We start from the raw sequence: 25,180 nt of genomic DNA on the forward strand, positions 1-25,180 counted from the left end.
TTTCCACGCCCTTACCGGAGACACGCGATGAGCGCGCCGAGCCCAATCCCACCACAAAGTAAGCGCTATACCTATGAATGGTATGTGGTCGTCATCTGCATGCTCGCTTACATTTTTTCGTTTGTCGATCGACAGGTGATAGCGCTGATGATCGAACCGATCAAGCGCGATCTGCATTTGACCGATACGCAGTTCAGCCTGCTGCAAGGCTTCGCTTTTTCGCTGTTTTATGCGGTGATGGGCATGCCGCTCGCGTATCTGGCAGACCGCTTCCCGCGGCCGCGCATCATCGCCGGCGGCATCGCGTTGTGGAGCGTCGCGACGGCCGCGTGCGGAATCAGCCAGAATTTCGTGCAGATGTTCTTTGCGCGGATGAGCGTCGGCGTCGGCGAAGCGGCGCTGTCGCCCGGAACCTATTCGATGCTCGCCGACCTCTTTCCGAAATCGCGACTGGGCCGCGCAGTGGGCGTCTATTCGCTCGGCTCGTTCATTGGCGGTGGTGTGGCGTTTCTGCTGGGCGGTTATGTGATCGCCTTGCTCAAGCATGCGAGCGTATTCACGGTGCCCGTCATTGGCGACGTGCGCGCGTGGCAGATCACGTTTCTGATCGTCGGCTTGCCCGGCCTGCTGATCGCACTGCTTTTCCGGCTGACGGTACGCGACCCCGCGCGCAAGGGGCTCGCGCAGGATCGCAGCGGCCACGTCAAACGGGTGTCGATGGCGGACTCGCTGCGCTTCATCGGCGCGCATCGCAAGACGTTCTTCTGCCACTACGTCGGATTCTCGTTTTACGCGATGACGCTCTATTGCCTGATGAGCTGGAGTCCCGCGTTCTATATGCGTCACTTCGGACTGTCGCCGGTCGAGGCCGGTTACACGCTCGGTGCGGTGCTGCTCGTCTCCAATACGGCGGGAGTCTTCGGCGGCGGCTGGCTGAGCGACTGGCTGCTGCATCGCGGCCATGCCGATGCGCCGTTGCGTGCCGCGAGCATTGGAGCGGCATGCATGTTCGTGCCGGCGGTCGCGTTTGCGCAGAGCACAAGCCTCGGTTCGTCTCTTGCGTGGTTCGTCGTTGCGATGTTTTTCGCGTCGTTCCCGCTTGCGACGTCGGCAGCCGCGATGCAGTCGCTCGCGCCGAATCAGATGCGCGCGCAGATTTCCGCGATGTTTCTGCTCGTGTCGAACCTGATCGGGCTGGGCTTGGGCACGACCTTGGTCGCGCTGATCACGGATAAGGTATTCGGCTCGCCGCTCGCCGTCGGCCATTCGATGACCACCGTCAACGCGGTTGCGACCGCGCTGACGGTGGCGCTGCTATTCATCGGCTGCAGGCACTATCGCGTGAGCCTCGACCGCGAGGCGTTGCAGGCGCGCATGAACGGGCAGACGCAAGCAACGGCGGAAGCCGCAACGCCGCTCGCCGGTAATATCAATGCAGTTGATGCGAGAGAGGCTTTTTAATCTATTTTGCTTATTCGACGGGCGGCGCTAATCTCGGCATATCGTCCCAGGAGCATATCGGAAGGCAATCATGCAAGCTTCAACCCTGAAAGTCCGCGTCGACGCGTTGTGCGAGGAAGCACATGGCGTCCGCTCGTTCAGCATCTCGCGGCTCGATGGGCTGCCGTTCGAGCGTTACGAACCCGGCGCCCATATCGACGTGACGAGTCCTTCGGGCATCACGCGGCAATATTCGTTGTGCGGCGACCCGGAGTGCCTCGACTCGCAGATTTTCGCGGTCAAGAAGGAAGAGCAATCACGCGGCGGCTCGCGTTCGCTTCATGAAGAGGTGAGCGTCGGCACCGAGCTGTCGGTCGGCGCGCCGCGCAATCTGTTTCGCCTCGAAGAGGGCGCGAGCGAGCACATCCTGATCGGCGCGGGCATCGGCATCACGCCATTGCTGTCGATGGCTTATCGGCTCGCCGCGCGGCAGGCGCGCTTCACGCTGCACTATTTCGCCCGCAGCGAAGCGCACGCGGCGTTCATGACGCTGCTCACACGCGAGCCGTTCGCGCAGCATGTGAAGCTGCATTTCGGCGTGCAGCCCGACCAGTTGAAGCCCGCGCTCGATGCTTGCCTCCTCGATGCAGGCGCGAGTGCGCATGTCTACACGTGCGGCCCCGCGCCGTTCATGGATCTCGTCGTCGCTAGCGCACAGGAGCGCTTGCCCGCGGAGGCGATTCATCTCGAACGATTCAAGGCGGAGCCGGCGCCCGCGGCCGACGCGTCGCTCGACAGCTTCGACGTGCAGCTCGCGAGCAGCGGTCAGACGGTGCGGGTCGACGCGAACACGTCGATCGTCGCGGCGCTCGCGTCGATCGGCATCGAAGTGGACACCTCGTGCGGCGAAGGCGTGTGCGGCACCTGCATGGTCGATGTGGTCAGCGGCGAGCCCGAGCATCGCGATCACTGCCTGAGCAAGGCCGAGCGTGCGAGCAATAGCGTGATCTGCTGCTGCGTGTCGCGCTCGCGCACGCCGGTGCTCGTGCTCGACCTCTGATTCACCCGCGCGCAATCACATCTTCTCGAAGCTCGCGAGGATCTCGGCGATGAGGCCGCGCATCCACGCGATGCCTTCGTCTTCATGGAAGTGCTCGTGCCAGTGCATCGTCACGGCCGCTTTCGGCAACGGCACGGGCAACGCGTAGATCCGGAACGCGTCGCCGCGATTGAGGATATGCGCGAGTCTCTCGGGCAGCGTCGCGAACAGATCCGTCACGGCGAGCACCCCAGGCACCGCGACGAAGTGCGGCAACGCGAACGCGATATTGCGGCCGACGCCTTGCGCGCGCAGCGCGTCGTCGAGCGCATGGTGGCTGTGTTCGAGCGAGCGCACCTGGATGTGCGAGGCGGCCAGAAACCGTTCGAGCTTCAGCGTGTCTCCGCTCGGCAGGTCACGGCGCTTGCGCGTCATGCACACATACGATTCCTCGAACAGCAGGCTATGCCGCGTGCGCGGCAGCAGCGACGGCAGATTGCCGATCGCGAAGTCGAGCCGGCTCGAGCGCAGCGCCTCTTCGATCTCTTCCACCGGCAATGGCTCGACGACGAGCTTCACGCGCGGCGCGGCCTTCTGCAACGCCGCGCACAACGAGGGCAGATACGCCATTTCTCCCGCATCCGAGAGCGACAAACGAAACGTGCGCGTGCTCGTGGCCGGATCGAAACGTTCCGCGTAACGCAGCGCCTGACGCACGGTATCGAGCGCGTGACCGACGATCTCCGCGAGTTCGAGCGCGACGGGCGTCGGCTGCATGCCCGCGCGCGTGCGGATGAACAGCGGGTCGTCGAACATCGTGCGCAGACGGCCGAGCGAGTAGCTGACCGCGGGCTGCGACAGCGCGAGGCGTTCGCCCGCTTTCGTCAGGCTGCGCTCTTCGACGATCGCCTGGAACACCCTCAGCAGATTGAGATCGACGTGGTCGATGGAAGTCATGGTGATATCAGCCGGATTTATCCGGCAACCTGTTTTTAATCGATTTGACGCATGATCGTCGCAAAGCGAGACTGATGTCAACGAGAGGATGCGCTGATGTGTTGCACGCGGCTTGTCGCGTCGAAGTGCGTCTTCATTCCAAACCCGCAACTTTCCCCCGCCTACGATGAGTACGCCGACCTATCAAACCATCGACATCAGCGCTTTAGCCAAGCGTGCCGAGCCCGATCGCATCGCGCCTTCCCTCTACTACGATCCGGAGCTGTTCGAAGTCGAACTCGAACGCATTTTCTACAAGACGTGGATCTGGGTCGCGCATGACAGCGAGTTGCCGAAGCCCGGCGATTTCATCACGACGACGATCGGCCGTCAGCCGGTCATCGTCGTGCGCGACAAGAGCGGCGCGGTCAACGTGCTGCAAAACCGCTGCCGTCATCGCGGCGCGACCGTGTGCGAGGAGCATAAGGGCAATGCGAAGGGCTTTACGTGCCCGTATCACAGCTGGTCCTATGCGCTCGACGGCACGCTGCGCGCGCTGCCGTATGGCGACGGCTACGAAGGCGTCTGCGAGAAGGGCGATCTGCCGCTGAAGAAGCTGCGTGTGGGCGTCTATCAAGGCCTGATCTTCGCGAGCTTCAACGAAACGATCGAACCGCTGGAAGACTTCCTCGGCGGCGCGAAGCCGTGGATCGATCTGTTCATGAAGCAGGGCGCGGGCTATCCGATCAAGGCCAACGGCGAGCACAAGTTCAAGTTCAAGGGCAACTGGAAGATCCAGCTCGAAAATACGACGGACCTGTATCACTTCCCGGTCGTGCACAAATCGTGGATGAAGTCGATCGACGAAGAAACGGCCGCCGCGATCACCAGCTTCATGACGAGCGACGAAGCGTTCTGCCGCTCGCTCGGCAACGGCCATAGCCTCGCCGTGCTGATGCCCGAGATCGTCGATCTGGACAAGGACGATGGCGCGCCGCTGCCCGAGCGCTTCAGCGAACTCGCCGCGCAGCTCGCGCAAAAGCACACGCCGGAAGAAGTGCGCCGCATCGTGCGCTCGCTGATGGGCGTCGGCTTCAACCTGAACCTGTTCCCGAATCTCGCCCTGTCGATGGCGTTCTTCCGCGTGCTGCGGCCGATTTCCGCCGAGGAAACGGAAATCCGCCACGTCGCGCTCGCAATGGACGGCGGTCCCGACGAAGCGAACCGCGTGCGCCTGCGCATTCACGAGCACTTCCAGGGCCCGTTCGGCTTCGGCAGTCCCGACGACGCCGAAGCATGGGAGCGTGTGCAGCGCGGCTCGCATGCGGGTCCGGACGTACCGATCCTCGTCAATCGCGGTTTGAATCGCGAAACGACCGCCGCGAACGGCGAGAAAACCGCACACTCAACCGATGAAACCGGCATGCGCGAAGCCTACAAGCAATGGCGCGCAATGATGGAGCAGGCATGATGGACGACAGAAACGCACTCTTTTCCCACCAGACCTTTGCACGCGCGATCGAGTTCATCTGGCGCGAAGCCGAATTGCTCGATCGGCGCGAATACCGTGAATGGCTCGACCTGTGGGACCCGGCGGGCCACTACGTGGTGCCGATCGATCCGAACACGACCGATTTCGCGGCGACGCTGAACTACGCGTACGACGATCAGCACATGCGCGAGCTGCGCGTGCAACGCATGACGTCCGGCTATTCGGCGTCCGCCTCGGATGCGGCGCGCACGGTGCGCACGGTGTCGCGCTTCACGCTGGCGAGTGACAGCGCGGACATGATCGAAGTGAAGTCGTCGCAGATCATCATCGCGTACAAGCGCGGCACGTCGACGATCTTCGCGGCCAATCTGACGCACAAGATCAGCATGGCGAGCGGCGAGCCGCGTCTGGTCGAGAAGGTGATCCGCCTGATCGATTCCACCGATGCGCTGAGTGCGATCGGCTTCCTGCTCTGACGGGTCATCATGCCGACACTCGAAGTCTATCTGCCGCAAGGCTACGCGGACGAACGCAAGGCGCAGCTGATCGAGAGCCTGACCGAGGCGACCGTGCAGGCGATCGGTGCGCCCGCGGAGTCCGTGCGCGTCCTGTTGTCCGAACTGGGGGCAACGAACGCCGGTCTTGGCGGCAAGCTCACGCCTGCCGCGTTGCCGGTCGCCATTGCGATCCTGATTGCGGGTCGCACCGACGCGCAGAAGGTGGCGTTGATTGCTCAGCTATCCGACGCGATGTCCGCGATCCTCGACGTGCCGCTGCCGTCCACGCGCGTCATGATCAAGGACATCCCCAACACGGACTTCGGCATCGGCGGCAAGACCGCGCGGGCGCTGGGCCGCTAGCTTCGCGATGCGCTCAGGCTTGCGACAGCAGCGGCAACGCAAAGCGGCAGTCGAGGCCGCCCGTTGCCGCGCGCTGCGCCCAGATGCGCCCATCGTGTCGCGAGACGATGTTCTTGCACAGCGACAGCCCGATGCCGTTGCCGGCCGCTTTCGACGAAGAAAAGCCGTCGAACAGGCGCTCGAGCACGTCCTCGGGCACGCCCGGGCCGTTGTCGATCACGTGAAGTTCGGCCACGTCGTGGTTTCGCGACGTGGCGAGCGTGACCACGCGATTGGCCTGTTTCGCTTCGGTCAGCGCCTCGACCGCGTTGAACGCCAGATTGAGAATCACCTGACCGATCAGCACGCGCTCGCAACGAATCGGCAATGGCTGCGGCGATTGTTCGATGGTCACGCTCACGCCTTCGTCGCGCGCACGCAGCTGGATGAAGTACGCGACGTCCGCGAGCACGTCGCGCAGGTCCGCGTCTATCGCGACGGGTTCGCGCTTGCCGACGAATTCGCGCACGCTCCTGATGATCAACGCCGCGTGCTCGGCTTGCCGGTCCGCGGCGCGCAATCCCCATACCGCGCTCTCGACCGCATTCGGCTGGTTCAAACGCTGGATCGCGCCTTCGATGAAATTGCGCACCGCCGCGAGCGGTTGACTCAACTCGTGCGCGATCGCGGTCGCCATTTCTCCCATGGCGTTATAGCGTCCCGCGTATTCGAGCATGCGTGCTTCGGTGCGGCGCGTTTCTTCCAGCGACACTTCTTCGCTCACGTCGCGAAAGTGCACGAGCACGCCGTTCAGTTCACCGTCGATGTCGACGCGCCGGCACGTAATGCGCAGCCAGCGTTCGACGCCGTCGCGCCGCTTGATCCGGTAGCGCTGCGCGTCGGTCGAATGCTGACGGGGCGCGTCGCGCAGCTGGCTCGCGAGGCGGTCGCGGTCCGCGCGCGTGCAATAGTCGAGCGCCGAGCCGAGTGGCGTATCGGGCGCGACACCGAGCACGCGCCGGCCGGACTCGCTCAGATAAGCGACCTTGCCGCGCGGCGTGATCAGCGCCACGCCTTCGTCGAGATCGTGCATGTACTCGCGCAAACGCGTTTCGTAGCTGCGCAGCTTCTGACGCATCGCCTCTTCTTCGCTGATGTCGCGAAACTGCACCATGACGACCGGCCGTCCGCTCAGCGGCACATAGGTGGCAATCGCTTCGGACAACATGTCGACACCGGTGCGCGACCGGTAGCACCACTCATACGCTTGCGGTCCCTGGGTGGCCGAGCGATCCATCGCATCGACGGCGATTTCGCGCCGGTAGCGCGCGTCGTTGCGCGTCATGTCGTGCGCCTTCAGCGGCAGCAGTTCTTCGAGCGTGAAGCCGAGCGCGACACAGGCGGCGCGATTCGCCCACACGATCGCTTTCGTCTCGGCGTCATGCAGCAGCACGCAGTGGTTGAGCGCATCGAGCAGCACGCGGAAATCAGATTCGGTGGGCGGGGTCATGGGAGTCGTTCAGTGCGGAAATGCCGTCGGCGTCAACCATACCACCGGTTTTGCGGCGCATCCCTAAAGAAATCCTTACCCGCATGGGGAGATTTGCCTAAGCCGCGTCATCTCTTCCCAATTGTTCCTGTTTATTGGCGTTTCTAGACTGGCTTCATCGTGTGCAAGCAGTACACGTCCACTTACCAATCAATATCACAGGATACGGAGACGTCCATGTCGCTCGCCGCTGCGGTTAAAAAGCAGGACTACCTTGCCCCATCCACGGAACAGGCACTGGATGACGCAATCGCCGAAATCGCGAAGAGGCGCGAAGAGTTCGAACGCCTGTCGCATGTGCCACGCGAAGTCATCGACATGCTCAAGCGCGCGGGCATCTATCGCGCGGCCACGCCGAAGCGCTTCGGTGGCGATGCGCGCGCGCCCGGCGAATTTCTCGCGCTGATCGAACGCATCGCGACAGTGGACGGCTCCGCCGCGTGGGTCGCGAGCTTCGGCTCGGCCAACCTGTACCTTGCGGCGCTGCCGCTCGCGACCCAGGCCGAGATTTACGCCAGCGGTCCCGACCAGGTCTTCGCGGGCGGTCTCTTCCCGGTGCAGAACGCGACGCCCGAGGCGAATGGTTTTCGCGTCAATGGCACGTGGAAATTCGCGAGCGGCTGCAAGGGCGCGGACTGGCTCGGCGTCGGTATCGGCACCGGCAAGGCGGGTGAAGCGCCGGGCAAACCGCGCACGGCGGTCTTCAGACCCGAGCAGGTCGAGATCGTCGAGAACTGGAACGTGGTTGGCATGCAAGGCACCGGCAGTCACGATCTGCGCGTCACCGATCAGTTCGTCACGGAAGACTGGACCTTCGTGCGCGGCGGCACGCCGACCGTCGATGAGCCGCTGTATCGCTACCCGACCGTCGCCTACGCGGCGCAAGTCCTCGCGGTCGTCAATCTCGGCCTCGCGCGCGCGGCACTCGATGTCGCCAACACGATGTCCGGCGGCCGCAAGACGACGACCGGCGCGCCGCAACTCGCGGACCGCGCGTATTACCGCATCGAACTCGCGAAGGCCGAAGCGCAACTGCGTTCGGCGCGCGCGTTCTTCTACGAAGCGACCGACAGCGTCTGGCAGTCGATCCTCGCGGGCAACGACGTGACGCCCGATCAGGTGAGCCTGCTGCGCCTGTCGGCCACGCAGATCGCGCACCAGGGCGCCGACGTCGTGAACCGCGCGTATCGCCTGGGCGGCACGATGGCGATCTATCGCAACCATCCGCTGCAACGTCTGGTGCGCGATGCGATGGTCGTCACGCAACACGCCTTCCTCGGCGAAGGCAATTACGACGGAGCCGGCGCCGTATTCGTCGGCGTGCAGCCGATTCCCGGCTACCTGTGAGCACTCATCAATCAACCGAATCAAGGAACGTACCCATGAGCGACAACCGAAACCTGCCTTTGCGTGTGCTGTTCTGCTGCGGTGTCACGCAGAACTTCTTCGACTTGCCGCGCGAACAGATCGGCGAAGTGTGGCAAGCGTACGGCAAGATGCTGAACGCGGTCGAAGCGATGGAAAACGTGCGCGTGCTCGGCGTGATGGACGACGATCGGCTCGTCGTCGGCAATGCCGATGGCGCACCGTGGACCTTTTACATCATGGCCGACGTCGCCGACTTCGATACCGCGGTGGCCGTGTGCAATCTGTATCGAACGACACCGGTCGGTGAGTACAACCTGTGGCGCTACGGCAAGATCGAAGCGCGCGTGGGCCGTGCGCTGACGGTGCCGCCCGCGGTCGCCAACCATGCGTGACGCGATGACTGACGCGGCTTTCGACGCGCTGCTTGCACGCGTCAACGCGCTCGAAGCACAGAACGCGGTACGCAAGACGATCGCGCGCTACATGGCGCTGTGCGACGTGCCCGTGCGCGCGCTCGAAGGCGAAGCGCTCGCCGCGCTGTTCGCCGAAGACGCGATCTGGGAAGGCATCGGACCGCAGTACGCGAACAAGTTCGGACGTCTCGAAGGGCCCGCGCAGATCGTCGCGATGCTGCAGCGTTATCTGCCCCCTACGCCGCACTTCGCGACCAACGTGCACTTTCTCACTGCGGAGCACATCGAGGTGAACGGCGACACGGCGAAGGGTCGCTGGATCATGTTGCAGGCTTCGGGTTATGTGGATGCGAAAGCCGAACTGATCGCGGCGCGCCTCGAAGTCGACTTCGTGCCCGCCGCTCACGATGCGGGCACGACATGGCTGATCCGCCATTTCCGTACCGAGCGTCTTTTCGATGCACCGTGGCAAGTCAACCCGGCCCAGGGAGTTTCGGCATGAGCGCATTTCTGCGGACATTCAATTTGAGCGCAACGGACAGTGCTGTCGATGCGCCGACGATCGCGATCAAAGACAGCATCGACATCGCAGGCTATGCGACGACGGCGGCAAGCCGCGCGCTGGCCGACGCACCGCCTGCCCCGGAGCATGCCGAGGTCGTGCAGCGTCTGCTCGACGCGGGCTGGCGCGTCACCGGCAAAACGAACATGCACGAGCTCGCGTTCGGCATGACCGGCATCAACGATTTTTGCGGCACGCCGCTCAACCCGCAGGATGCGGCGCGCATTCCGGGTGGTTCGTCGAGCGGGTCGGCGTCGGCGGTCGGTCAGAAGCTCGTGGACGCCGCGCTCGGTACCGACACCGGTGGCTCGGTGCGTGGCCCCGCCGCCTGCTGCGGCGTGATTGGCCTGAAGCCGACCTTCGGCCGCGTGTCGCGACACGGCGTGGCGCCGCAGGTCACGACGCTCGACTGCGTTGGACCCTTCACGCGCGAGATGGACACACTGATTCGCGTGATGACGGCGATCGATCCGTCGTTCCGCGCGGACGATGCGCGTCGCGACGTTTCGCAACTGCGTGTCGGCGTGGTCAGTGTCGAGGCTGACGAAGATGTCGCCAAAGCGGTCGCTACGGCCATCGAGCAGGCCGGCCTCGCCACGCAAGCGATCGAACTCGTGTCGTTGAAGGACGCATTCGCGGCCGGCCTCGCGGTGATCAACGCTGAGACCTCGCGCGCATTCGGCCATCTGGTGGGAAGCGGCAAGCTCGGCGCCGATATTGAAGCGCGCCTGCGTGCGGCCGCAGCCACGAGCACCACCGATCTCGACGCAGCGGAACGCGTGCGGCGCGCGTTCACCGACGAAGTGGACCGCGCGCTCGACCGTGTGGACGTGCTCGTGCTGCCGACGATGCCCTCGCTGCCGATCACGCTCGAAGCGGCTCGTGCCGGCACGTCGGTGATCGGCATGTCGTCGCTGATCCGGCCATTCAACCTGAGCGGGCATCCGGCGTTGAGCCTGCCCGTGCCGATCGGACACTCGACGCTGAAGGCCGGCCTGCAGATCATCGGCCGCAAGAACGACGACGAAACGGTGTGCGCTCTCGCCGCGCATATCGAAGCGCGCCTCGCGCAATTCGCCTGAAGGCAAACAAGGAGTCAGCACTATGTCGAACAGAATCGCGCTCGTGACGGGCGCCGCCGGCGGACTTGGCGCAGTTCTCGCGCGTCGTTTTCACGAGGCAGGCTACAAGGTCGGCCTCGCCGATATCGCGATCGAACCCGCGCAAGCGCTCGCGCATGAACTCAGCGACGACGGTTCGAGCGCCTGCGCAATCCGGCTCGACGTCACGCGCAAGGCGGACTTCGAAGCCGCGCGCGACGCGCTGCTCGAACGCTGGGGCGCGGTGGATGCGCTCGTCAACAATGCGGGCGCCTCGAAGGTCGTGCCTGTGATGGACATCACCGCCGAGCAGTTCGACCAGGTCATCAACGTGAATCTGCGCAGCGTGCTGTTCGGCTGCCAGGTCTTCGGCCAGTATTTCGCGCAGCGCGGCGTGGGCCGCATCGTCAACATCGCGTCGCTGGCGGGACAGAACGGCGGGTCTGCCACGGGCGCGCACTATGCGGCCGCGAAGGGCGGCGTGCTGACGCTGACCAAAGTGTTCGCGCGCGATCTGGCCGCGCGCGGCGTGACGGTCAACGCGATCTCGCCGGGGCCGCTCGATTTGCCGATCGTTCACGAGAGCGTGCCGGCGGACAAGCTGGCAAAAGTGATCGAAGCGATCCCGGTCGGCAAGCTCGGGGCCGCGTCGTATGTGGCCGATGTCGCGGTGATGCTGGCTTCCGGCGATGCTTACTTCGCCAACGGCGCGTGCTGGGACGTCAACGGAGGCCTCTACATGCGCTGAAGCGTGCGCATGAGCCGCGGCGGCCGCGTCATTCCGGCCGCTCGTCCGACGGGCTCCAGACTTCGAGCACGCCGCGCACGAGCGTCGGAATCGACGAAGCGCCGAGCTTTTCCTTGATGCTCGCGCGATGCACGTCCACGGTTTTCACGCTGATCGACAGATCCGCGGCAATGACCTTGCTCGGCTTACCCTCGATCAGACCGTGCAGCACTTCCTTCTCGCGCGCCGTGAGCGAGTTGATCCGCTCGCGCAGCTCGAGTTGGCGCATGTGTTTCGCGTGACGTTGGGAGGCGAGTTTCATCGCGCGCTGGATGCGTTCGAGCATCTGCTGCGAGTTGTAGGGCTTCTCGACGAAATCGATCGCGCCGTGCTGCAACGCGCGCACCGACATCGGGATATCGCCGTGGCCGCTCACGAAAATGATCGGCAAGGTGGCGCCGCGACGGTTCAGTTCCTCCTGCACCTCGAAGCCGCTCACCTCCGGCATGCGGACGTCGAGCACGAGACAGCCGGGCACGTTGAGATCGAAAGCGCGCAGGAAATCCGCCGCGCTGACGAAACCCTGCGACTGGATGCCGACCGATTCGAGCAGCCACGCGAGCGACGTGCGCATGCCGTTGTCGTCATCGACGATGTAGACGATGGGGGCGGCATCGGTGATGGACGGGCGGTCGCTTCGCGGCATGGGAATTTACAGACGCGTGCGCGGAGATGGCACGCGGGGAAATATCGTCAGAAGGCTTTCATCATAGCTGGCCGACAAGCGGCCGCAAAGCCTCGCTAACACTACCAGTTCATCTTGCGGGACTGGCTACGGAACACAGGAGACGTCAACATGTCGAGCCAACCAGTACAAGCCCTCGCCGAGGTCGATGAAAACCGCCAGCAGTTCAGACAGGCGATGGCGCACCTCGGTGCCGCGGTCAACGTGATCACCACGGCGGGTCCGCACGGGCGCTGTGGCATCACGGCGAGCGCGGTGTGCTCGGTCACCGATTCGCCGCCGACGCTGCTGATCTGCATGAACCGCTCGAGCGCGATGCATGCGGTGTTCGTCGGCAATCGCCATGTGTGTATCAACGTGCTGCCCGCGAGCCTCGAAAGTATCGCGCGTCATTTTGCGGGCATGACCAGTCTTTCGATGGAAGATCGCTTCAGGCTGCCTGTGTGGGATCAGGGTGAAAACGACGTGCCGGTGCTGCGCGGCGCGCTCGCGAGCTTGCAGGGGAGAATCGTCGAAGCGAAGGAAGTCGGCTCGCACTCGGTCATGTTCGTGGAGACCACGCAGATTCGCGTGCGCGCCGACGGCGACAGTCTGATCTACTTCGACCGGAATTTTCACCGCGTGCCGCGGGCCTGGAAGGGGCAATGATTTTTTCAGGCGATGCCGCTCAGCCTATGCGCCGGCATCGCTTCAGACTCGGCTCCCGAAAACCCTCACCATTGCCGGGACCTCCTGGAACTCCTCACCATTCGCACTACTTCAGCAACGCCATCTGCACGACCTTGACGATCACGAGCGCGATCGCGAGCAGCAGATAGCCGCGCAGCGCGCCCATCCAGACGCGCTTGGCGAGCGTCAGGCGCGGCGGCGGCAATTCGTCGAGCGGCGGCATGCGCCACGTATTGCGGGCGTCCTTCGCATAGACCGGGGTCGGCTCGGCTGCGGACTCGCCGCGCAGCCTGCGAACGCCGAGCGTCGCAACATAGCCGACGACCGCGAGCAACGTGCCGCCTGCGAGCACTTCGATAATCGTCTCGCCCTCGATGTCCGGATAGATCACCGACGCGGTCAGGATGATCGACAGCATCACGAGCACCCAGATCACGGCGCCGGTAAACAGGTTGAGCTTCTTCGAGTTGGCCCACGGACCAAGCACCGCACGGTCGTTGCACAGCAGCAGCAGGAACACGGTCGCACTCGGCAGCAATACACCGGCGAGCGTTTGCACCGCTTCGGTGATGAGACCGAGCGGGCTGCCCGGAATCAGCACGAGCGCCGCGGCGGCCGCGACGATCGCGAAGTACACGACGTAGAAGCCCTTCGCATCCGACACGCTACGGTGCAGCGAATGGCGGATCTTGAACACGTCGCCGATCGCATAGGCGGTCGATAGCGACACGGCCGCCGCGCCGATCACGCAGGCGTCGAACAGCGCGATCGCGAACAGCACCGCCGAGGTGCGCCCTGCATATCGCTCCAGACCGGCGATCACGCCGCCCGCGTCCGTGAAGTTGCCGAACTCGGGCCGGCCGTCGAACAGCGCCGCGCTGAACGAGATCATCGCGACCGCGCCGATCAGCACGAACACGATACCGATCCACAGGTCGGCTTTTTCGTAGTTCATGAAGCGCGGCGTGATGCGCTTGTCGACCACGTAGCTCTGCTGGAAGAACAGCTGCCACGGTGCGACCGTCGTGCCGACGATGCCGATCACGAGCAGCATCACGTCGGACAGCTTCGAATGCGCGGGCCAGTTCGGAATGAAAAAGTCGCGTGCCATCTGGCCGACCGGCGGATGGATCGACACGAGCACCGGCACGAGCAGCAGGCTCAATACGCACAGCACCACCGCGAAGCGTTCGAAGCGACGGAAGTCGCCGGTGCTGACAGCGGCCATCGTCAGCGCCGCGGCGATGCACACGCCCGCGATCTTCGAGACGCCGAAGAAATCGAGCACGAACGTGATGCCGATGAATTCCGTGACGATCGTCAGCGCGTTCAGCAGGAACAGATCGACGACGCTGAAGGCGCCCCAGAATTTGCCGAAACGCTCGAAGATCAGCCGCGCGTGACCGACACCGGTGACCGCGCCGAGCCGCAGCACCATCTCCTGATTGACGAACAGCACCGGCACCAGCAATAGCATGGTCCACAGCAACGAGGTGCCGTAGTTCTGGCCGGCCTGCGTGTAGGTGCCGAAAGCGCCCGCGTCGTTGTCGCCCACCATCACGATCAGACCGGGGCCGAGGATCGCGAGCAGCGTGCGCAGGCGCGCCCACCAGCTCGTGCGCGGCGCGGTGTCATGGTGAGCGATCGTGCCGAGCGCGCCCTTGATATCGCCGACGTGCGCCGAATCGAGCACGGCGCTGCGCGCGGAGGAAATGTTCGTCGGAGTAGACATGTGGTTCTCTCCTGGTTGTATTTATCGATGGACGGATCGCGAAACGCTACGCCGCGCGTGACATCAAACGACGCCAGAAGGCGACGAACGGATGCGGATCGCGGGTGTGCAGCACGAGCAGGGCGTCGTAATAGGCGCGCGATTCCTCTACGCGCGGGAACTTCGAAAGAAGGAGGCCGAATTGCATGGGGTATCTCCGTGCGCCGGTTTCGGCGCGCTGGGGGAAAGCCAGCAGACACGGAGGCCGCGTATGTCCGGGCGCGGCGGTGGAGGTCTACTCGCTTTCCTCAGTTTTTAGAACGGGGAAGCGGCATAAGGGATAACTGTCACTGTCAGGCATGGCGGCTCCTTGTCGGTGTGTAGCGGGTGCTACATACGGCGCTTGATACGTTCGCTACGCACGTGTTTATCCAGGCGTTCGCGCGCATTGCGTTGAGCTGACTGCGTTGACTGCCAACGCGCGCGCAAACGCAACCGCGGGCGCGAGGCTCGCGATACGACGTTACTTAAGGTGCACGGGGAGAGACTGCGGCGCGCACCGTCTGCCTGCTGGCAAGACGGCGGCTGATGAAGAGAGCGCGGACGTCCTGCCGGTCAGGCAGCGAATCTGTTCGAAAGTCGGCTACTGCAGGTGTCCAAGGCGTAAGCCCCATTGGTGAAGATTCTTGAATTCTAGGGGGCGCCTTCCACGAAGGTCAACCCGTTTCTTAAGCAGAGCAGAAATAGTGTGCGGCGCACAACGCTGCGCACGCTGAACGACGCGCGGGTCGAGGCCGATAGGAAGGGGGAGGTCGCACAGGCGGCATCGATCGATTCGACCGATGCCGCTGCGCAATGCTCACTAACTGGCGCGCCGTCGCACGGTCAGCCGGTTCTGTACGCTTCTGACTCCGCGAACCGATCTTGCGGCGTTGCCGGCTCGCCCGATTTGCGATTGCTGCGGCACCGTGCCGGTCAGCGTCACGGTGCCGTGGCGCGCCTGGACATGAATGTTCGCCGAATTGAGGCTCGTCGTGCGAGTGAAAGCGCGGCGGACGTCGCGAACGATGGCGCTGTCGGAGCGGGTGGCGTTACGGTTCGAAGCCGCGGGCGCCGGCTGGCTTTGCATCGACGCGTCGTTCGGCATGCCGCCCGTCTGTGCGTTCGCATAGGTCGCGCAACTCGCGATGGCCACCGCGAACATCACGCCGAGGATTCTGCTCACGCCGTTTGATTTCATTCTTCCTCCTTTGCCGGTTTGTCAGGAACTGCCGTTCGAGCCGCGTAATGCCAGCGGGGAAGAGGCGGCGCCACGCGTTGCCGCCTCGCGACGAGTAATCGACCGTCGGCCCCGATTATATTCTGCGGCGAACGTGCCGACGCCAATAGGTGAGAAGATTCGGGAGCCGCGGAGGTGAGAATATGCGCACCTGTACGCGCACTTCAAAACTGAAGGTGAGGAAATCCGGGAGTCGTCTGGAGGTGGTCCAGATGAAGGTGGAAGCGCATGGCGTGACCGGCGATCGTCGACGTGATGAAGAACGTCGCCGCGGTTCAGGGGCTCAGGAGCGTGTCTTTCGAATGAGTGCGGCGCGTGCATCGCGCGAAAGGTGAGGATTTTCGGGAGTTGCGCGTGGGCGGTTCTTTTGCAACTAACCGGCCACACCGGCGACGATATACACCGCGGGGCCAGACGTGAACGCGAACGCGCTCATCGCAGCCTATTGGCTCATAGGTGAGGATTTTCGGGAGACGTGGACGCGGTATCCGTAGATTGCACACCTTGTCGAGGCGGAAAAGGCCCACCGTGCGGTCGCGAATCCCTGCATCCGATGCGCTGACCGTATACCGGCTACGCGACGTAAGTCGTTGAATGTCCAGGCGATCTGCCGCATGCGCGGCCGGTATCGGTGAAGCGAACCGGCCGCATTCGAACAAAGGTGAGCGTTTTCGGGAGCTCTGTGCGAGAGCAGCAACGCACTCGTCAAAGTACGCCCTTTACCGCACTTTTCACCGCAAAGGTGAGGCTTTTCGGGAGCAGCGGCGACGTCACCCAACGCCGATCCGCCACCGCTCCGTGCCTGAGGTGAGGATTTTCGGGAGCGTGCAAATCCGTCAGCAACAGCCCACTCAGGCCGATTTCGCGATCTCGCGAATGTCCGCGACCGGCGTTTGCCCGAACGCATCGCTGAGCGCGTAGTCGATCAGTTGGGCCGCGCACTGCTCGGGCGTCGACAGTTGTCCGTTGCGCTTCAGGTCTTCGAAGCGCGCGCGCATCGGGAACTGCTCTTCGCCGCTGCCGCGAATCTGCGCCTGCATGTCCGTATCGATCACACCCGGCGCGAGGCTGCAAATGCGCAGCGCGCGATTCGTATCGAGTGCGACGGCGCGCGCGTGATGATCGAGCGCGGCCTTCGTCGCGCAGTAGATGCTCCAGCCCGGATACGCATTGCGCGCCGCGCCGCTCGAAATGTGCACGATGCGCCGGTCGGTCGCGTCGACGGCCGCGGCGGCGAGCGCGCTCGCGAGCATCAGCGGCGTCGCGACGTTCAGGCTCACTGCGTCCGCGACCTCAGCTGGATTCTGTCCTTCGATGGGCCCGATCGGCTGCACCATGCCCGCGTTGTTGATCAGCAGCACCGTCTGCGCGCCGCTCACGAAGTCGCGCAGTGCGCTGGTGGCGATCCATTGCGCGACGCGCGCGGGCTCGGCCAGCGGCAGCTCGATCTCTTCGAGCTGCGCGCCAAACCGCGCCTTCAACTCGGCATGCCGCGAACGCGCCAGACCTAGCACCGTGACGTTGCGCGCGAGCAGCTGTTCGGCGAGCGCCGCACCCAGGCCGCGCGTATGGCCGGTGACGATCGCGCGAATCGGAGAAGAGGAGGTCATGTCGTTCCTTGTGATCGTTGACTTGCAGAGCCAACGATTTTCGCACGTCGTATTCAGGCCTGTCGAAAACGCTCGCGATACTGCATCGGCGTCACGCCAAGCCGCTTCGTGAACACGATGCGCATGCGGTCCGCGGTGCCGAAGCCGCAATCGTAGGCGATCGTCTTCAGCGCGGCGCCGCTGCTTTCGAGCAGCTTGCGCGCCGCATCCACGCGCGCACGTTCGACGAATTCATGCGGTGTCACGCCGGTTTCCTGCACGAACACGCGCGCGAAGTTGCGCGCGCTCATGCCCGCGACGTCGGCGAGCTGCTTCACGGTGAAGCTGTCGTGGATGCGCGCCATCACGTGCGCCTGCACTTTCGCGGCGGGCGAGGTGTCGTCGGCGGGCGCGGTCAGATAGGGGCTGAATTGCGACTGGCCGCCTTGCCGCTGCGCGAACACGACGAGCCGTTTGGCGACCGCGAGCGCGGTCTGCGGACCGTGATCCTCGGCCACCAGCGCGAGCGACAGATCGATGCCGGCGGTCACGCCCGCCGACGTGACGAGCGGTCCGTCGCGCAGATAGATGCGATCGAACTCGACTTGCGCGCGCGGAAACTCCGCGGCGAGTTGCGCCGCGTGCTGCCAGTGCGTCGTCACGTGGCGCGCATCGAGCAGGCCTGCGCGACCGAGCGCGAATGCGCCGGTGCAGATCGAACCGTAGCGGGCGCAGCGGGTCGCGACGTTCGCGAGCCAGTCGAGCAGGCGCGCGTCGGGCACTTCCTTGGTCGGCAGCGCGGGGCCGCCGGCGACGAGCGCGAGATCGAACGGTTCGCGGGCCTCGTCGAAGGTCGCATCCGCCATCAGTGTCATGCCATTCGACGCGCGCAATGGCGCCGGGTCTGCGGCCAGCAACTTGACCTCGTAGTGCTGCGCGGGCGCGATGAAGCCGTTCGCTTCGGAGAACACGTCGACGGGGCCGGCGACGTCGAGCGCCTGCACGCCTGGGAAGATCGCGATCGCGACGGTGGGCATCGAATGACTTCCTTGGACGGAGAACGTGAAAGGCACGCCGCGGCAGTCAACGCTGTGCGTTTGGCAGTGTTCAACGGCTCGCGGCGATTGTTCGCGGCGGCGCACTCGCCAATACTGGGTTCGTGGGACGCGCGGTCTCACGCGCAGGCGACGAACATCGAAATCGCGGCGCGGACCAGCATACCAAAACGCGCCTTGAAGCTAGCGCGCGCGTCCCGTTCATTCCCATCGATCCAAGGAGCACATCACATGACGACGATTGCAGGTATCCAGATTCCCGACAGCATGATGGCGCGCGAAGCCACCGAACTCGTGCGCGACACCGAAACCGAGTTGCTGTATCACCATTCGCGGCGCGTGTTTCTGTTCGGCTCGCTGGCCGGGCAACGCCAGCAGTTGAAGTACGACCCCGAGCTGCTGTACATCGGCGCGATGTTTCACGACATGGGGCTCGTCGCGCCGTACAGCAGTGAGCACGAGCGCTTCGAGGTGGACGGCGCGAACGCCGCGCGCGATTTTCTGCTGCGGCATCGTATCGGCGAGGACGACATCGAGCAGGTTTGGGCCTCGATCGCACTGCATACGACACCGGGCATCCCGCAGCATATGAAGCCGGTGATCGCGCTCGTCACCGCGGGCGTCGAGATGGACGTGCTTGGCCTCGCCTACGACGAATTCAGCGAGCAGCAGCGCGAGGCGGTCGTGCATGCGCATCCGCGCGGCGCGCATTTCAAGGAAGGCATCATCGACGCGTTCGCGCACGGCACGATCCACAAGCCGCACACGACGTTCGGCAACGTGAAGGCCGACGTGCTCGCGCTGAAAGACCCGCATTATCATCGCGAGAGTTTCTGCACGATGATTCTGGGTTCGTCGTGGGAGTCGTAGGGCTTGCTTGCGGCGCGAACCGGGTAGCGCGATAATGCATCGCAGATGCGATGCAGGAGGTCAAGGATGAAAAGCGCTACTTTTCCGTCGGTGCGGGTCGAGCCCGAACTGCGGGCCGCGGCCGAAGACGTGCTGCAGGACGGCGAAAGCCTGTCCAGTTTCGTCGAGCAGGCGATCCGCGACAACATCGCGCGGCGCCTGAATTTGCGTGAATTCGTCGCGCGAGGGCTCGTGTCGCGCGCTGAAGCGAAGCAAACCGGTGACTACGTATCGGCCGACGAGGTGCTTGCCGGTCTCGAAACACGGCTCGACGAAGCAAAAGCGAAAGCCCGCGCAAAGCACAACCGATGACGTATCAGGTACGTTTCACACGCGCCGCGGCAGAGGACCTTCAAAGACTGTACGACTTCATCCTCGAGCGGGACGAAACGGAGTTCGCGCTCGCCGAGCGTGCCTTGCAAGCCATCCGCGATGGAATTGCCACGCTGCGCACATCGCCGTTCACTTGCCGCAAGGTTCAACGCGATACGCCGTTTCTGCGTGAGCTGCTGATCCCATTTGGTCGCGCCGGCTACATCGCTTTGTTCGAAATCGACGACAGCCAGACCGTGACCGTGCTGGCGGTGCGCCATCAGCTAGAGGATGATTATCACTGACTGAACTCCCGGCGCCGCGCCATGGTCATCAAAAACCTTCTCCGCAAGCTCGACCTCACCACGCTGCAGCTGTTTCTCGCCGTATTCGAAGAGGGCACGCTCACGCGTGCCGCCGAACGCGAGGCGATCGCCGTATCCGCCGCGAGCAAGCGGCTGCTCGAACTCGAACAGGCGGTCGGCGCGTCGCTGTTCCAGCGCAACGCGCGCGGCATGACGCTGACGCCGGCTGGCGAGACGCTGCTGCATCACGCGCGCCGGGTGCTGCGCGACATCGAGAACATCGGCATCGAACTCGCCGGCCATGCGAGCGGCGTGCTCGGCTATGTGCGGATGATGGCGAACCTGTCGGCGATCGTCGAATTTCTGCCCGAAGACCTACGCGCGTTCCAGTTGCTGCACGAGCGCGTGAAGGTCGACCTCGAGGAGCGTCCGAGCGGCGGCGTCGTCAAGGCGATCGACGAAAGCCTCGCCGATCTCGGCATCTGCTCCGGTGACGCCGATACGCGCGAACTGCACGTCGAGCACTACCGGCGCGATTCGCTCGTGATCGTGATGCGCGACGATCATCCTCTGGCGGCGCGCACGAGCATCGCGTTCGCTGAAACGCTTGATGGCGATCACGTCGGTCTGCATTCGGCCAGTTCGATCAACGCGCGCACGCACCTCGCCGCACGCCAGGCCGGCAAGCCGCTGCGGCTGCGCATCCACGTGCCGGGCTTCGATGCGGTGTGCCGGATGGTGCAGGCGGGCATGGGCGTAGGCGTCTTGCCGCGCAAGGTCTATCAGCTGATGGGGCACCCGCTCGGCCTCGCCGGCGTGACGCTCGAAGACGATTGGGCCGAGCGTAGCCTCGTGCTCGTCGTGCGCGATGTCGATGCGTTGTCGCCGGTGAGCCGGCTGCTGTTCGATCATCTGCGCACGGTCGAAGCGCGCGAAGCGGCGGCAGACGCTCGAATCGAACCCGCTCCGGCCACCACCCAGGCGCCGCGCCGAGCCCGCAGCCGCCGCTGAGCGTTCGTCGTTCGCGAAAGGTCGTTGGCGAATTGCGGTTGGACGCCGCCGCCACGCCGCTCCTAAGCTGTCTCCCAATACGAAACGAGTTCGGAGACAGCAACATGGGTGGACCACTGCAAGGTATTCGCGTCGTCGAGATCGGCACACTAATCGCCGCGCCGTTCGCCGCGCGCCTGATGGCCGAGTTCGGCGCCGACGTGATCAAGATCGAAGCGCCCGAAACCGGCGACCCCCTTCGCAAATGGCGCAAGCTGCACGAGGGCACATCGCTCTGGTGGTATCTGCAATCGCGCAACAAGAAGTCCGTCTGCGTGAATCTGAAGTCGCCCGATGGCGTCGAGGTCGTCAAGCGCCTCGCCGCCGATGCCGATGTCGTCATCGAAAACCTGCGCCCCGGTGCGCTCGAAAAGCTCGGCCTCGGTTGGGACGTGCTGCACGCGCTGAACCCGAAACTGACGATGGTGCGCATCTCCGGCTACGGCCAGTCCGGTCCGTATCGCGACCGGCCCGGCTTCGGCGCGATCGGCGAGGCGATGGGCGGCATCCGCTACACGACCGGCGAAGTCGATGGCGCACCGGCGCGCGTCGGCGTGAGTCTCGGCGATTCGCTCGCCTCGCTGCACGGTGTGATCGGCGCGCTGATGTCGCTGCTGCGCGTGAAGACGGGGCAGGGTGAAGGCCAGGTGGTGGACGTGTCGCTCGTCGAGAGCGTGTTCAATCTGATGGAAAGCCTCGTGCCCGAATACGATCTGCTCGGGCATGTGCGCGAGCGCAGCGGCGGCGCGCTGCCGGGCATCGCGCCGTCGAACACGTATCGCACCGAGGACGACGGCTTCGTCGTGATCGCGGGCAACAGCGATCCGATCTTCAAACGCCTGATGCATCTGATCGGCCGCCCCGATCTCGCCGACGATCCCGCGCTTGCGCACAACGATGGCCGCGTCAAGCAGGTCGCGATGCTCGACCAGGCGATCACCGCGTGGACCTCGCATCACTCGACCGAAGACGTGCTGGCCGCGCTCGAAGGCGCCGAAGTGCCGGCGGGGCGCATCTATTCGGTGGCCGACATCGTCGCCGATCCGCACTACCAGGCGCGCGAGATGTTGCTGCAGGCGCAATTGCCGGGCGGCGTGTCGGTGAAGATGCCGGGCATCGTGCCGAAGCTGTCGGACACGCCAGGCGAAGTGCGCTGGCAGGGGCCGACGCTCGGCGAGCATACCGGCAGCGTACTCAGCGAGCTTGGATTCGCGGTCGAAGACATCGAGCGGCTTCGCCGCGAAGGAACCGTGCAATGAATACCCCGATCTTTTCCACGCTCAAAGACGCGTCATTCGACCCATTGATCGTGCAGGAAGTCGCCCCGCGCGATGGCCTGCAGATCGAGCCCACGTGGGTCGAAACGGCCGACAAGATCGCGTTGATCAATGGGCTATCCAGCTGCGGATTCACGCGCATCGAGGCGGGTTCGTTTGTCTCGCCGAAAGCGATTCCCGCGTTGCGCGACGGCGAAGCCGTGTTCCAGCAGATCGAGCGGCAGCCCGGCGTGATCTACGTCGCGCTCGTGCCGAACCTGAAGGGCGCCGAGCGCGCGTTGTCCGCGCGCGCCGACGAGCTGAACCTCGTGATGTCGGCGAGCCAGACCCACAACCGCGCCAACATGCGCATGAGCTGCGAGTCGTCGCTGCTGGCGTTCGACCGCATCGTGCGTCACGCGATGGCCGCGGGCGTGCGGCTCAACGCGACGGTGGCGACCGCGTTCGGCTGTCCGTTCGAGGGCCGCATCGACGAAGACCGCGTGATCGGTATCGTCGATATCTATCGCGAGATGGGCATCGAGGGCATCACGCTCGCCGATACGACCGGCATGGCGAATCCGCGCCAGGTCGCGCGGCTCGTCGCGCGCGTGCTCGAACGGCTGCCGGCCGCCGCGCTCACGCTGCATTTTCATAACACGCGCGGCCTTGGTCTCGCCAACGTGCTCGCCGCGTACGAAGCCGGCGCGCGCCGCTTCGACGCGGCGCTCGGCGGCCTCGGCGGCTGTCCGTTCGCGCCGGGCGCGTCGGGCAACATCTGCACCGAAGATCTCGTGAACCTGTGCGACGAAATGGGCATCCCGACCGGGATCGATCTGCGCAAGCTGCTCGCACTGTCGCGCGGTTTGCCTGCATTGCTCGGCCACGACGTGCCGGGACAACTCGCCAAAGCGGGGCGCAATGTCGATCTGCATCCGGCGCCCGACTACGTTCTGCAGATCTGAACAGCACCCCGACGATCAACCTCTCAATCAATCAAACGACCGGACGGCACCGCCGATTCCGGCATTGGAGACAAGCATGAGTGACCTGGGCGTAGTGGCGGGCAGCACCCGCGAACATGGCGCGGACGATCTCGCGGCCATCGTCCGCAAAGTCGCGTGGCGGCTGATGCCGCTCATCATGATCTGCTATCTGTTCGCGTTCTTCGACCGCATCAATATCAGCTTCGCGAAGTTCCAGTTGCAGAGCGATCTGGGCTTGTCCGATACCGCGTACGGCCTCGGCGCGAGTCTGTTCGTGATCGGCTACGTGCTGTTCGAAGTGCCGAGCAATCTGTTTCTGTACAAGGTCGGCGCGCGACGCTGGATCGCGCGGATCATGATTTCCTGGGGACTCGCGACCGCGGCGATGGTATTCGTCAACAACGAATGGCAGTTCTATGGGCTGCGCTTCGTGATCGGCGCGATGGAAGCGGGCTTCGCGCCCGGCGTGCTGTACTACCTGACGCTCTGGTTTCCGACCGAGTATCGCGGCCGCATCACGTCGATGCTGTTTCTCGCGTCGGCGTTTTCGGGGCTGGTCGGCGCGCCGCTCGCGGGGCTCGTGATCGGCCATATGGACGGCGTGCTCGGCATGCCGGGCTGGCACTGGCTGTTCCTGCTCGGCGGCTTGCCGTGCGTCGTGCTCGGTCTGCTGGTGCTGAAGCTGTTGAAGGACCGCATCGACGATGCGGGCTGGCTGTCGTCGTCGGAAAAGAGCCTGCTCGCCGGGCAGATCGCGCAGCAGAGTCGACCGGCCGAGACCGGCCATTCTCTGCTGGGCGCGCTGAAAACGCCGGGCTTCCTGACGCTCGGGCTTGTGTACTTTCTGATTCAGGTTGCGTCGTATGGACTGAATTTCTGGGCGCCGCATCTGATTCACGTGGCGGGCACGAAGAATCCCACCGTGGTCGGCCTGCTGACGGCGGTGCCCTATGTGTGCGGCGCGATCTGCATGGTGGTCGTCGGGCGCTTGTCGGATGCGAGCGGCGAGCGGCGCAAGTTCGTGTTCGGGCTGCTGTTGATGTCGGCGCTCGGCTTCTTCGCCGCGGGCTTCTTCGACAAACAGACTGCCTTGCTGGTGGTCGCGCTCGCCGTGATGGGCGCGGGCGTGGTCGCATCGATTCCGGCGTTCTGGGCGCTGCCGCCCAAGCTGCTGACGGGCGCCGGCGCCGCGGGCGGCATCGCCTTGATCAACACGCTCGGGCAACTCGGCGGGATCGTCAGCCCGGTGATGGTGGGACGCGTGAAGGATCTGACCGGCAGCACGACGCCCGCGTTGTATGTAATCGGTGCGATGAGTCTCGTGTGCGCGCTGATCGTGCTGTACGGACTGCCGGAGTCGCTGCGCAGCCGTGAAACGGTGCGGTGAGATTCCGGTGAAGGTCGCGGCCGTCGGCATGCATCGCATGACGGGCCGCCCCGCTGCCCGCTACCGCATCCGCGCACGATAGGCCTGCCGCATCAATGACTTGGCTGGTCTGTGCGCAGGTTGTCCACAAGCTTGTTCCCAAATTATGTGGACAACTGCGCTTTGCGATCGTCGTGAGTGATACGGCATCCTTGCAAAGCACGGTTGCCGGTATCACGGACTCCATAGCGACGCGCCCTGCCTACGCCTGCACCGCGCGCAGATAGTTCTCACACTTCAAGCACTTAGGTTCGCTGTGAGAAGGTTGTCCACAGGCTTGCCAACAATTTAGGTGGACAAGTTTTGCGGCGGGTTTGCAACTCCGCGATCCTCAACATTCAATTGCCGCCGGCTTGCATACCCCTCGGAATGGCGTAGCCGGAACGGCTGGACCATCGCCCGTATCTGGGCCGCGTACGTCTG

26 protein-coding genes are annotated in these 25,180 nt (G+C 64.4%); 18 read left to right on the plus strand and 8 right to left on the minus strand.

The window, feature by feature from the left end:
- Nucleotides 1-27: 27 nt before the first annotated feature.
- Together CI15_RS12110 and CI15_RS12115 are read left to right on the plus strand one after the other, a co-directional pair.
- On the plus strand, nucleotides 28-1,461 hold the full coding sequence (locus CI15_RS12110; protein WP_062128041.1) for a spinster family MFS transporter: 1,434 nt from the start codon (nucleotides 28-30) through the stop codon (nucleotides 1,459-1,461).
- 70 nt (nucleotides 1,462-1,531) lie between these two features.
- Nucleotides 1,532-2,500, plus strand: coding sequence for a PDR/VanB family oxidoreductase (locus tag CI15_RS12115; RefSeq protein ID WP_062128043.1), 969 nt, complete (start codon nucleotides 1,532-1,534; stop codon nucleotides 2,498-2,500).
- A gap of 15 nt (nucleotides 2,501-2,515) precedes the next feature.
- Here the strand turns inward: CI15_RS12115 and CI15_RS12120 are convergent, their stop codons facing one another.
- Nucleotides 2,516-3,436: a LysR family transcriptional regulator gene (locus CI15_RS12120; protein ID WP_062128045.1), complete on the minus strand. Its 921-nt coding sequence runs from the start codon at nucleotides 3,434-3,436 to the stop codon at nucleotides 2,516-2,518.
- 166 nt (nucleotides 3,437-3,602) lie between these two features.
- On the opposite strand from CI15_RS12120, the gene CI15_RS12125 reads away from it, so the two are divergent.
- From CI15_RS12125 to CI15_RS12135, 3 genes are read left to right on the plus strand one after another with little or no spacing between them, the layout of a single operon-like run.
- A complete protein-coding gene (locus tag CI15_RS12125; RefSeq protein WP_062128047.1) occupies nucleotides 3,603-4,886 on the plus strand; it encodes an aromatic ring-hydroxylating oxygenase subunit alpha in 1,284 nt (427 codons plus the stop codon).
- Nucleotides 4,883-5,383: an aromatic-ring-hydroxylating dioxygenase subunit beta gene (locus tag CI15_RS12130; protein WP_062128049.1), complete on the plus strand. Its 501-nt coding sequence runs from the start codon at nucleotides 4,883-4,885 to the stop codon at nucleotides 5,381-5,383. Before CI15_RS12125 ends, CI15_RS12130 begins: the two co-directional genes overlap by 4 nt.
- 9 nt (nucleotides 5,384-5,392) lie before the next feature.
- Nucleotides 5,393-5,767, plus strand: coding sequence for a tautomerase family protein (locus CI15_RS12135; protein WP_062128050.1), 375 nt, complete (start codon nucleotides 5,393-5,395; stop codon nucleotides 5,765-5,767).
- A 13-nt stretch (nucleotides 5,768-5,780) separates the two neighbouring features.
- Here the strand turns inward: CI15_RS12135 and CI15_RS12140 are convergent, their stop codons facing one another.
- Nucleotides 5,781-7,256, minus strand: coding sequence for a PAS domain-containing sensor histidine kinase (locus CI15_RS12140; RefSeq protein WP_062128052.1), 1,476 nt, complete (start codon nucleotides 7,254-7,256; stop codon nucleotides 5,781-5,783).
- A 216-nt stretch (nucleotides 7,257-7,472) separates the two neighbouring features.
- On the opposite strand from CI15_RS12140, the gene CI15_RS12145 reads away from it, so the two are divergent.
- From CI15_RS12145 to CI15_RS12165, 5 genes are read left to right on the plus strand one after another with little or no spacing between them, the layout of a single operon-like run.
- Complete coding sequence (locus CI15_RS12145; RefSeq protein ID WP_062128054.1) at nucleotides 7,473-8,642, plus strand: acyl-CoA dehydrogenase family protein; 1,170 nt, start codon at nucleotides 7,473-7,475, stop codon at nucleotides 8,640-8,642.
- 35 nt (nucleotides 8,643-8,677) lie between these two features.
- Nucleotides 8,678-9,055, plus strand: a complete 378-nt coding sequence (locus CI15_RS12150; RefSeq protein ID WP_062128056.1) for a hypothetical protein — start codon at nucleotides 8,678-8,680, stop codon at nucleotides 9,053-9,055.
- Nucleotides 9,056-9,059: 4 nt separating this feature from the next.
- A complete protein-coding gene (locus tag CI15_RS12155; RefSeq protein WP_062128307.1) occupies nucleotides 9,060-9,578 on the plus strand; it encodes a nuclear transport factor 2 family protein in 519 nt (172 codons plus the stop codon).
- On the plus strand, nucleotides 9,575-10,720 hold the full coding sequence (locus CI15_RS12160) for an amidase (protein WP_062128057.1): 1,146 nt from the start codon (nucleotides 9,575-9,577) through the stop codon (nucleotides 10,718-10,720). Before CI15_RS12155 ends, CI15_RS12160 begins: the two co-directional genes overlap by 4 nt.
- A 22-nt stretch (nucleotides 10,721-10,742) precedes the next feature.
- Entirely contained in the window at nucleotides 10,743-11,486 is a 744-nt protein-coding gene (locus CI15_RS12165) for an SDR family NAD(P)-dependent oxidoreductase (protein ID WP_062128059.1), read from the plus strand.
- Nucleotides 11,487-11,514: 28 nt separating this feature from the next.
- Here CI15_RS12165 and CI15_RS12170 read toward each other — a convergent pair whose 3' ends face one another.
- Nucleotides 11,515-12,147, minus strand: coding sequence for a response regulator transcription factor (locus CI15_RS12170; protein ID WP_062128309.1), 633 nt, complete (start codon nucleotides 12,145-12,147; stop codon nucleotides 11,515-11,517).
- A 174-nt stretch (nucleotides 12,148-12,321) separates the two neighbouring features.
- Between CI15_RS12170 and hpaC the strand changes: the two genes are divergently transcribed.
- Nucleotides 12,322-12,858: a 4-hydroxyphenylacetate 3-monooxygenase, reductase component gene (gene hpaC / locus CI15_RS12175; protein ID WP_062128061.1), complete on the plus strand. Its 537-nt coding sequence runs from the start codon at nucleotides 12,322-12,324 to the stop codon at nucleotides 12,856-12,858.
- A gap of 106 nt (nucleotides 12,859-12,964) precedes the next feature.
- Here hpaC and CI15_RS12180 read toward each other — a convergent pair whose 3' ends face one another.
- The 5 genes from CI15_RS12180 to CI15_RS12195 all read right to left on the minus strand — a co-directional run bounded on the left by CI15_RS12180 (nucleotide 12,965) and on the right by CI15_RS12195 (nucleotide 18,495).
- The gene (locus CI15_RS12180; protein WP_062128062.1) at nucleotides 12,965-14,611 is read right to left on the minus strand and encodes an NRAMP family divalent metal transporter; all 1,647 of its coding nucleotides are present in this window, start codon (nucleotides 14,609-14,611) and stop codon (nucleotides 12,965-12,967) included.
- 46 nt (nucleotides 14,612-14,657) lie between these two features.
- Entirely contained in the window at nucleotides 14,658-14,798 is a 141-nt protein-coding gene (locus CI15_RS37270; RefSeq protein ID WP_162842047.1) for a hypothetical protein, read from the minus strand.
- Between the two features lie 654 nt (nucleotides 14,799-15,452).
- Nucleotides 15,453-15,830 carry a BON domain-containing protein gene (locus tag CI15_RS12185; protein WP_062128065.1) on the minus strand — a complete coding sequence of 126 codons (378 nt, stop codon included), beginning with the start codon at nucleotides 15,828-15,830 and terminating at the stop codon, nucleotides 15,453-15,455.
- A gap of 890 nt (nucleotides 15,831-16,720) precedes the next feature.
- Nucleotides 16,721-17,479: an SDR family oxidoreductase gene (locus tag CI15_RS12190; RefSeq protein ID WP_062128067.1), complete on the minus strand. Its 759-nt coding sequence runs from the start codon at nucleotides 17,477-17,479 to the stop codon at nucleotides 16,721-16,723.
- Between the two features lie 53 nt (nucleotides 17,480-17,532).
- Complete coding sequence (locus CI15_RS12195) at nucleotides 17,533-18,495, minus strand: GlxA family transcriptional regulator (protein WP_062128069.1); 963 nt, start codon at nucleotides 18,493-18,495, stop codon at nucleotides 17,533-17,535.
- Nucleotides 18,496-18,744: 249 nt separating this feature from the next.
- On the opposite strand from CI15_RS12195, the gene CI15_RS12200 reads away from it, so the two are divergent.
- The 7 genes from CI15_RS12200 (at nucleotide 18,745) to CI15_RS12230 (ending at nucleotide 24,718) form a co-directional block, all read left to right on the plus strand.
- Nucleotides 18,745-19,383, plus strand: coding sequence for an HD domain-containing protein (locus CI15_RS12200; protein WP_062128071.1), 639 nt, complete (start codon nucleotides 18,745-18,747; stop codon nucleotides 19,381-19,383).
- Nucleotides 19,384-19,449: 66 nt separating this feature from the next.
- Nucleotides 19,450-19,734 carry a YlcI/YnfO family protein gene (locus CI15_RS12205; RefSeq protein ID WP_062128073.1) on the plus strand — a complete coding sequence of 95 codons (285 nt, stop codon included), beginning with the start codon at nucleotides 19,450-19,452 and terminating at the stop codon, nucleotides 19,732-19,734.
- Nucleotides 19,731-20,039, plus strand: coding sequence for a type II toxin-antitoxin system RelE/ParE family toxin (locus CI15_RS12210; RefSeq protein ID WP_062128075.1), 309 nt, complete (start codon nucleotides 19,731-19,733; stop codon nucleotides 20,037-20,039). The genes CI15_RS12205 and CI15_RS12210 overlap by 4 nt, the downstream gene beginning before the upstream one ends.
- 21 nt (nucleotides 20,040-20,060) lie before the next feature.
- Complete coding sequence (locus tag CI15_RS12215; protein WP_062128077.1) at nucleotides 20,061-21,050, plus strand: LysR family transcriptional regulator; 990 nt, start codon at nucleotides 20,061-20,063, stop codon at nucleotides 21,048-21,050.
- A 104-nt stretch (nucleotides 21,051-21,154) separates the two neighbouring features.
- Nucleotides 21,155-22,348 carry a CaiB/BaiF CoA transferase family protein gene (locus CI15_RS12220; protein ID WP_062128079.1) on the plus strand — a complete coding sequence of 398 codons (1,194 nt, stop codon included), beginning with the start codon at nucleotides 21,155-21,157 and terminating at the stop codon, nucleotides 22,346-22,348.
- Entirely contained in the window at nucleotides 22,345-23,310 is a 966-nt protein-coding gene (locus CI15_RS12225) for a hydroxymethylglutaryl-CoA lyase (RefSeq protein ID WP_062128081.1), read from the plus strand. Before CI15_RS12220 ends, CI15_RS12225 begins: the two co-directional genes overlap by 4 nt.
- 76 nt (nucleotides 23,311-23,386) lie before the next feature.
- Entirely contained in the window at nucleotides 23,387-24,718 is a 1,332-nt protein-coding gene (locus CI15_RS12230) for an MFS transporter (protein ID WP_062128082.1), read from the plus strand.
- The last annotated feature ends 462 nt before the right edge of the window (nucleotides 24,719-25,180 follow it).

This window comes from Paraburkholderia monticola (assembly GCF_001580545.1).
Classification (GTDB): Bacteria; Pseudomonadota; Gammaproteobacteria; order Burkholderiales; family Burkholderiaceae; genus Paraburkholderia; species Paraburkholderia monticola.

What these genes read in the sequence shown, in the direction of transcription:
- CI15_RS12140 (WP_062128052.1), bottom strand. Translation starts at nt 7,256, where the DNA reads ATGACCCCGCCCACCGAATCTGATTTCCGCGTGCTGCTCGATGCGCTC.
- CI15_RS12210 (WP_062128075.1), top strand. Translation starts at nt 19,731, where the DNA reads ATGACGTATCAGGTACGTTTCACACGCGCCGCGGCAGAGGACCTTCAA.
- CI15_RS12150 (WP_062128056.1), top strand. Translation starts at nt 8,678, where the DNA reads ATGAGCGACAACCGAAACCTGCCTTTGCGTGTGCTGTTCTGCTGCGGT.
- hpaC (WP_062128061.1), top strand. Translation starts at nt 12,322, where the DNA reads ATGTCGAGCCAACCAGTACAAGCCCTCGCCGAGGTCGATGAAAACCGC.
- CI15_RS12230 (WP_062128082.1), top strand. Translation starts at nt 23,387, where the DNA reads ATGAGTGACCTGGGCGTAGTGGCGGGCAGCACCCGCGAACATGGCGCG.
- CI15_RS12130 (WP_062128049.1), top strand. Translation starts at nt 4,883, where the DNA reads ATGATGGACGACAGAAACGCACTCTTTTCCCACCAGACCTTTGCACGC.
- CI15_RS12165 (WP_062128059.1), top strand. Translation starts at nt 10,743, where the DNA reads ATGTCGAACAGAATCGCGCTCGTGACGGGCGCCGCCGGCGGACTTGGC.
- CI15_RS12195 (WP_062128069.1), bottom strand. Translation starts at nt 18,495, where the DNA reads ATGCCCACCGTCGCGATCGCGATCTTCCCAGGCGTGCAGGCGCTCGAC.
- CI15_RS12145 (WP_062128054.1), top strand. Translation starts at nt 7,473, where the DNA reads ATGTCGCTCGCCGCTGCGGTTAAAAAGCAGGACTACCTTGCCCCATCC.
- CI15_RS12135 (WP_062128050.1), top strand. Translation starts at nt 5,393, where the DNA reads ATGCCGACACTCGAAGTCTATCTGCCGCAAGGCTACGCGGACGAACGC.
- CI15_RS12115 (WP_062128043.1), top strand. Translation starts at nt 1,532, where the DNA reads ATGCAAGCTTCAACCCTGAAAGTCCGCGTCGACGCGTTGTGCGAGGAA.
- CI15_RS12110 (WP_062128041.1), top strand. Translation starts at nt 28, where the DNA reads ATGAGCGCGCCGAGCCCAATCCCACCACAAAGTAAGCGCTATACCTAT.
- CI15_RS12215 (WP_062128077.1), top strand. Translation starts at nt 20,061, where the DNA reads ATGGTCATCAAAAACCTTCTCCGCAAGCTCGACCTCACCACGCTGCAG.
- CI15_RS12125 (WP_062128047.1), top strand. Translation starts at nt 3,603, where the DNA reads ATGAGTACGCCGACCTATCAAACCATCGACATCAGCGCTTTAGCCAAG.
- CI15_RS12225 (WP_062128081.1), top strand. Translation starts at nt 22,345, where the DNA reads ATGAATACCCCGATCTTTTCCACGCTCAAAGACGCGTCATTCGACCCA.
- CI15_RS12155 (WP_062128307.1), top strand. Translation starts at nt 9,060, where the DNA reads ATGACTGACGCGGCTTTCGACGCGCTGCTTGCACGCGTCAACGCGCTC.
- CI15_RS12200 (WP_062128071.1), top strand. Translation starts at nt 18,745, where the DNA reads ATGACGACGATTGCAGGTATCCAGATTCCCGACAGCATGATGGCGCGC.
- CI15_RS12160 (WP_062128057.1), top strand. Translation starts at nt 9,575, where the DNA reads ATGAGCGCATTTCTGCGGACATTCAATTTGAGCGCAACGGACAGTGCT.
- CI15_RS12220 (WP_062128079.1), top strand. Translation starts at nt 21,155, where the DNA reads ATGGGTGGACCACTGCAAGGTATTCGCGTCGTCGAGATCGGCACACTA.
- CI15_RS12180 (WP_062128062.1), bottom strand. Translation starts at nt 14,611, where the DNA reads ATGTCTACTCCGACGAACATTTCCTCCGCGCGCAGCGCCGTGCTCGAT.
- CI15_RS12190 (WP_062128067.1), bottom strand. Translation starts at nt 17,479, where the DNA reads ATGACCTCCTCTTCTCCGATTCGCGCGATCGTCACCGGCCATACGCGC.
- CI15_RS12205 (WP_062128073.1), top strand. Translation starts at nt 19,450, where the DNA reads ATGAAAAGCGCTACTTTTCCGTCGGTGCGGGTCGAGCCCGAACTGCGG.
- CI15_RS12185 (WP_062128065.1), bottom strand. Translation starts at nt 15,830, where the DNA reads ATGAAATCAAACGGCGTGAGCAGAATCCTCGGCGTGATGTTCGCGGTG.
- CI15_RS12120 (WP_062128045.1), bottom strand. Translation starts at nt 3,436, where the DNA reads ATGACTTCCATCGACCACGTCGATCTCAATCTGCTGAGGGTGTTCCAG.
- CI15_RS37270 (WP_162842047.1), bottom strand. Translation starts at nt 14,798, where the DNA reads ATGCAATTCGGCCTCCTTCTTTCGAAGTTCCCGCGCGTAGAGGAATCG.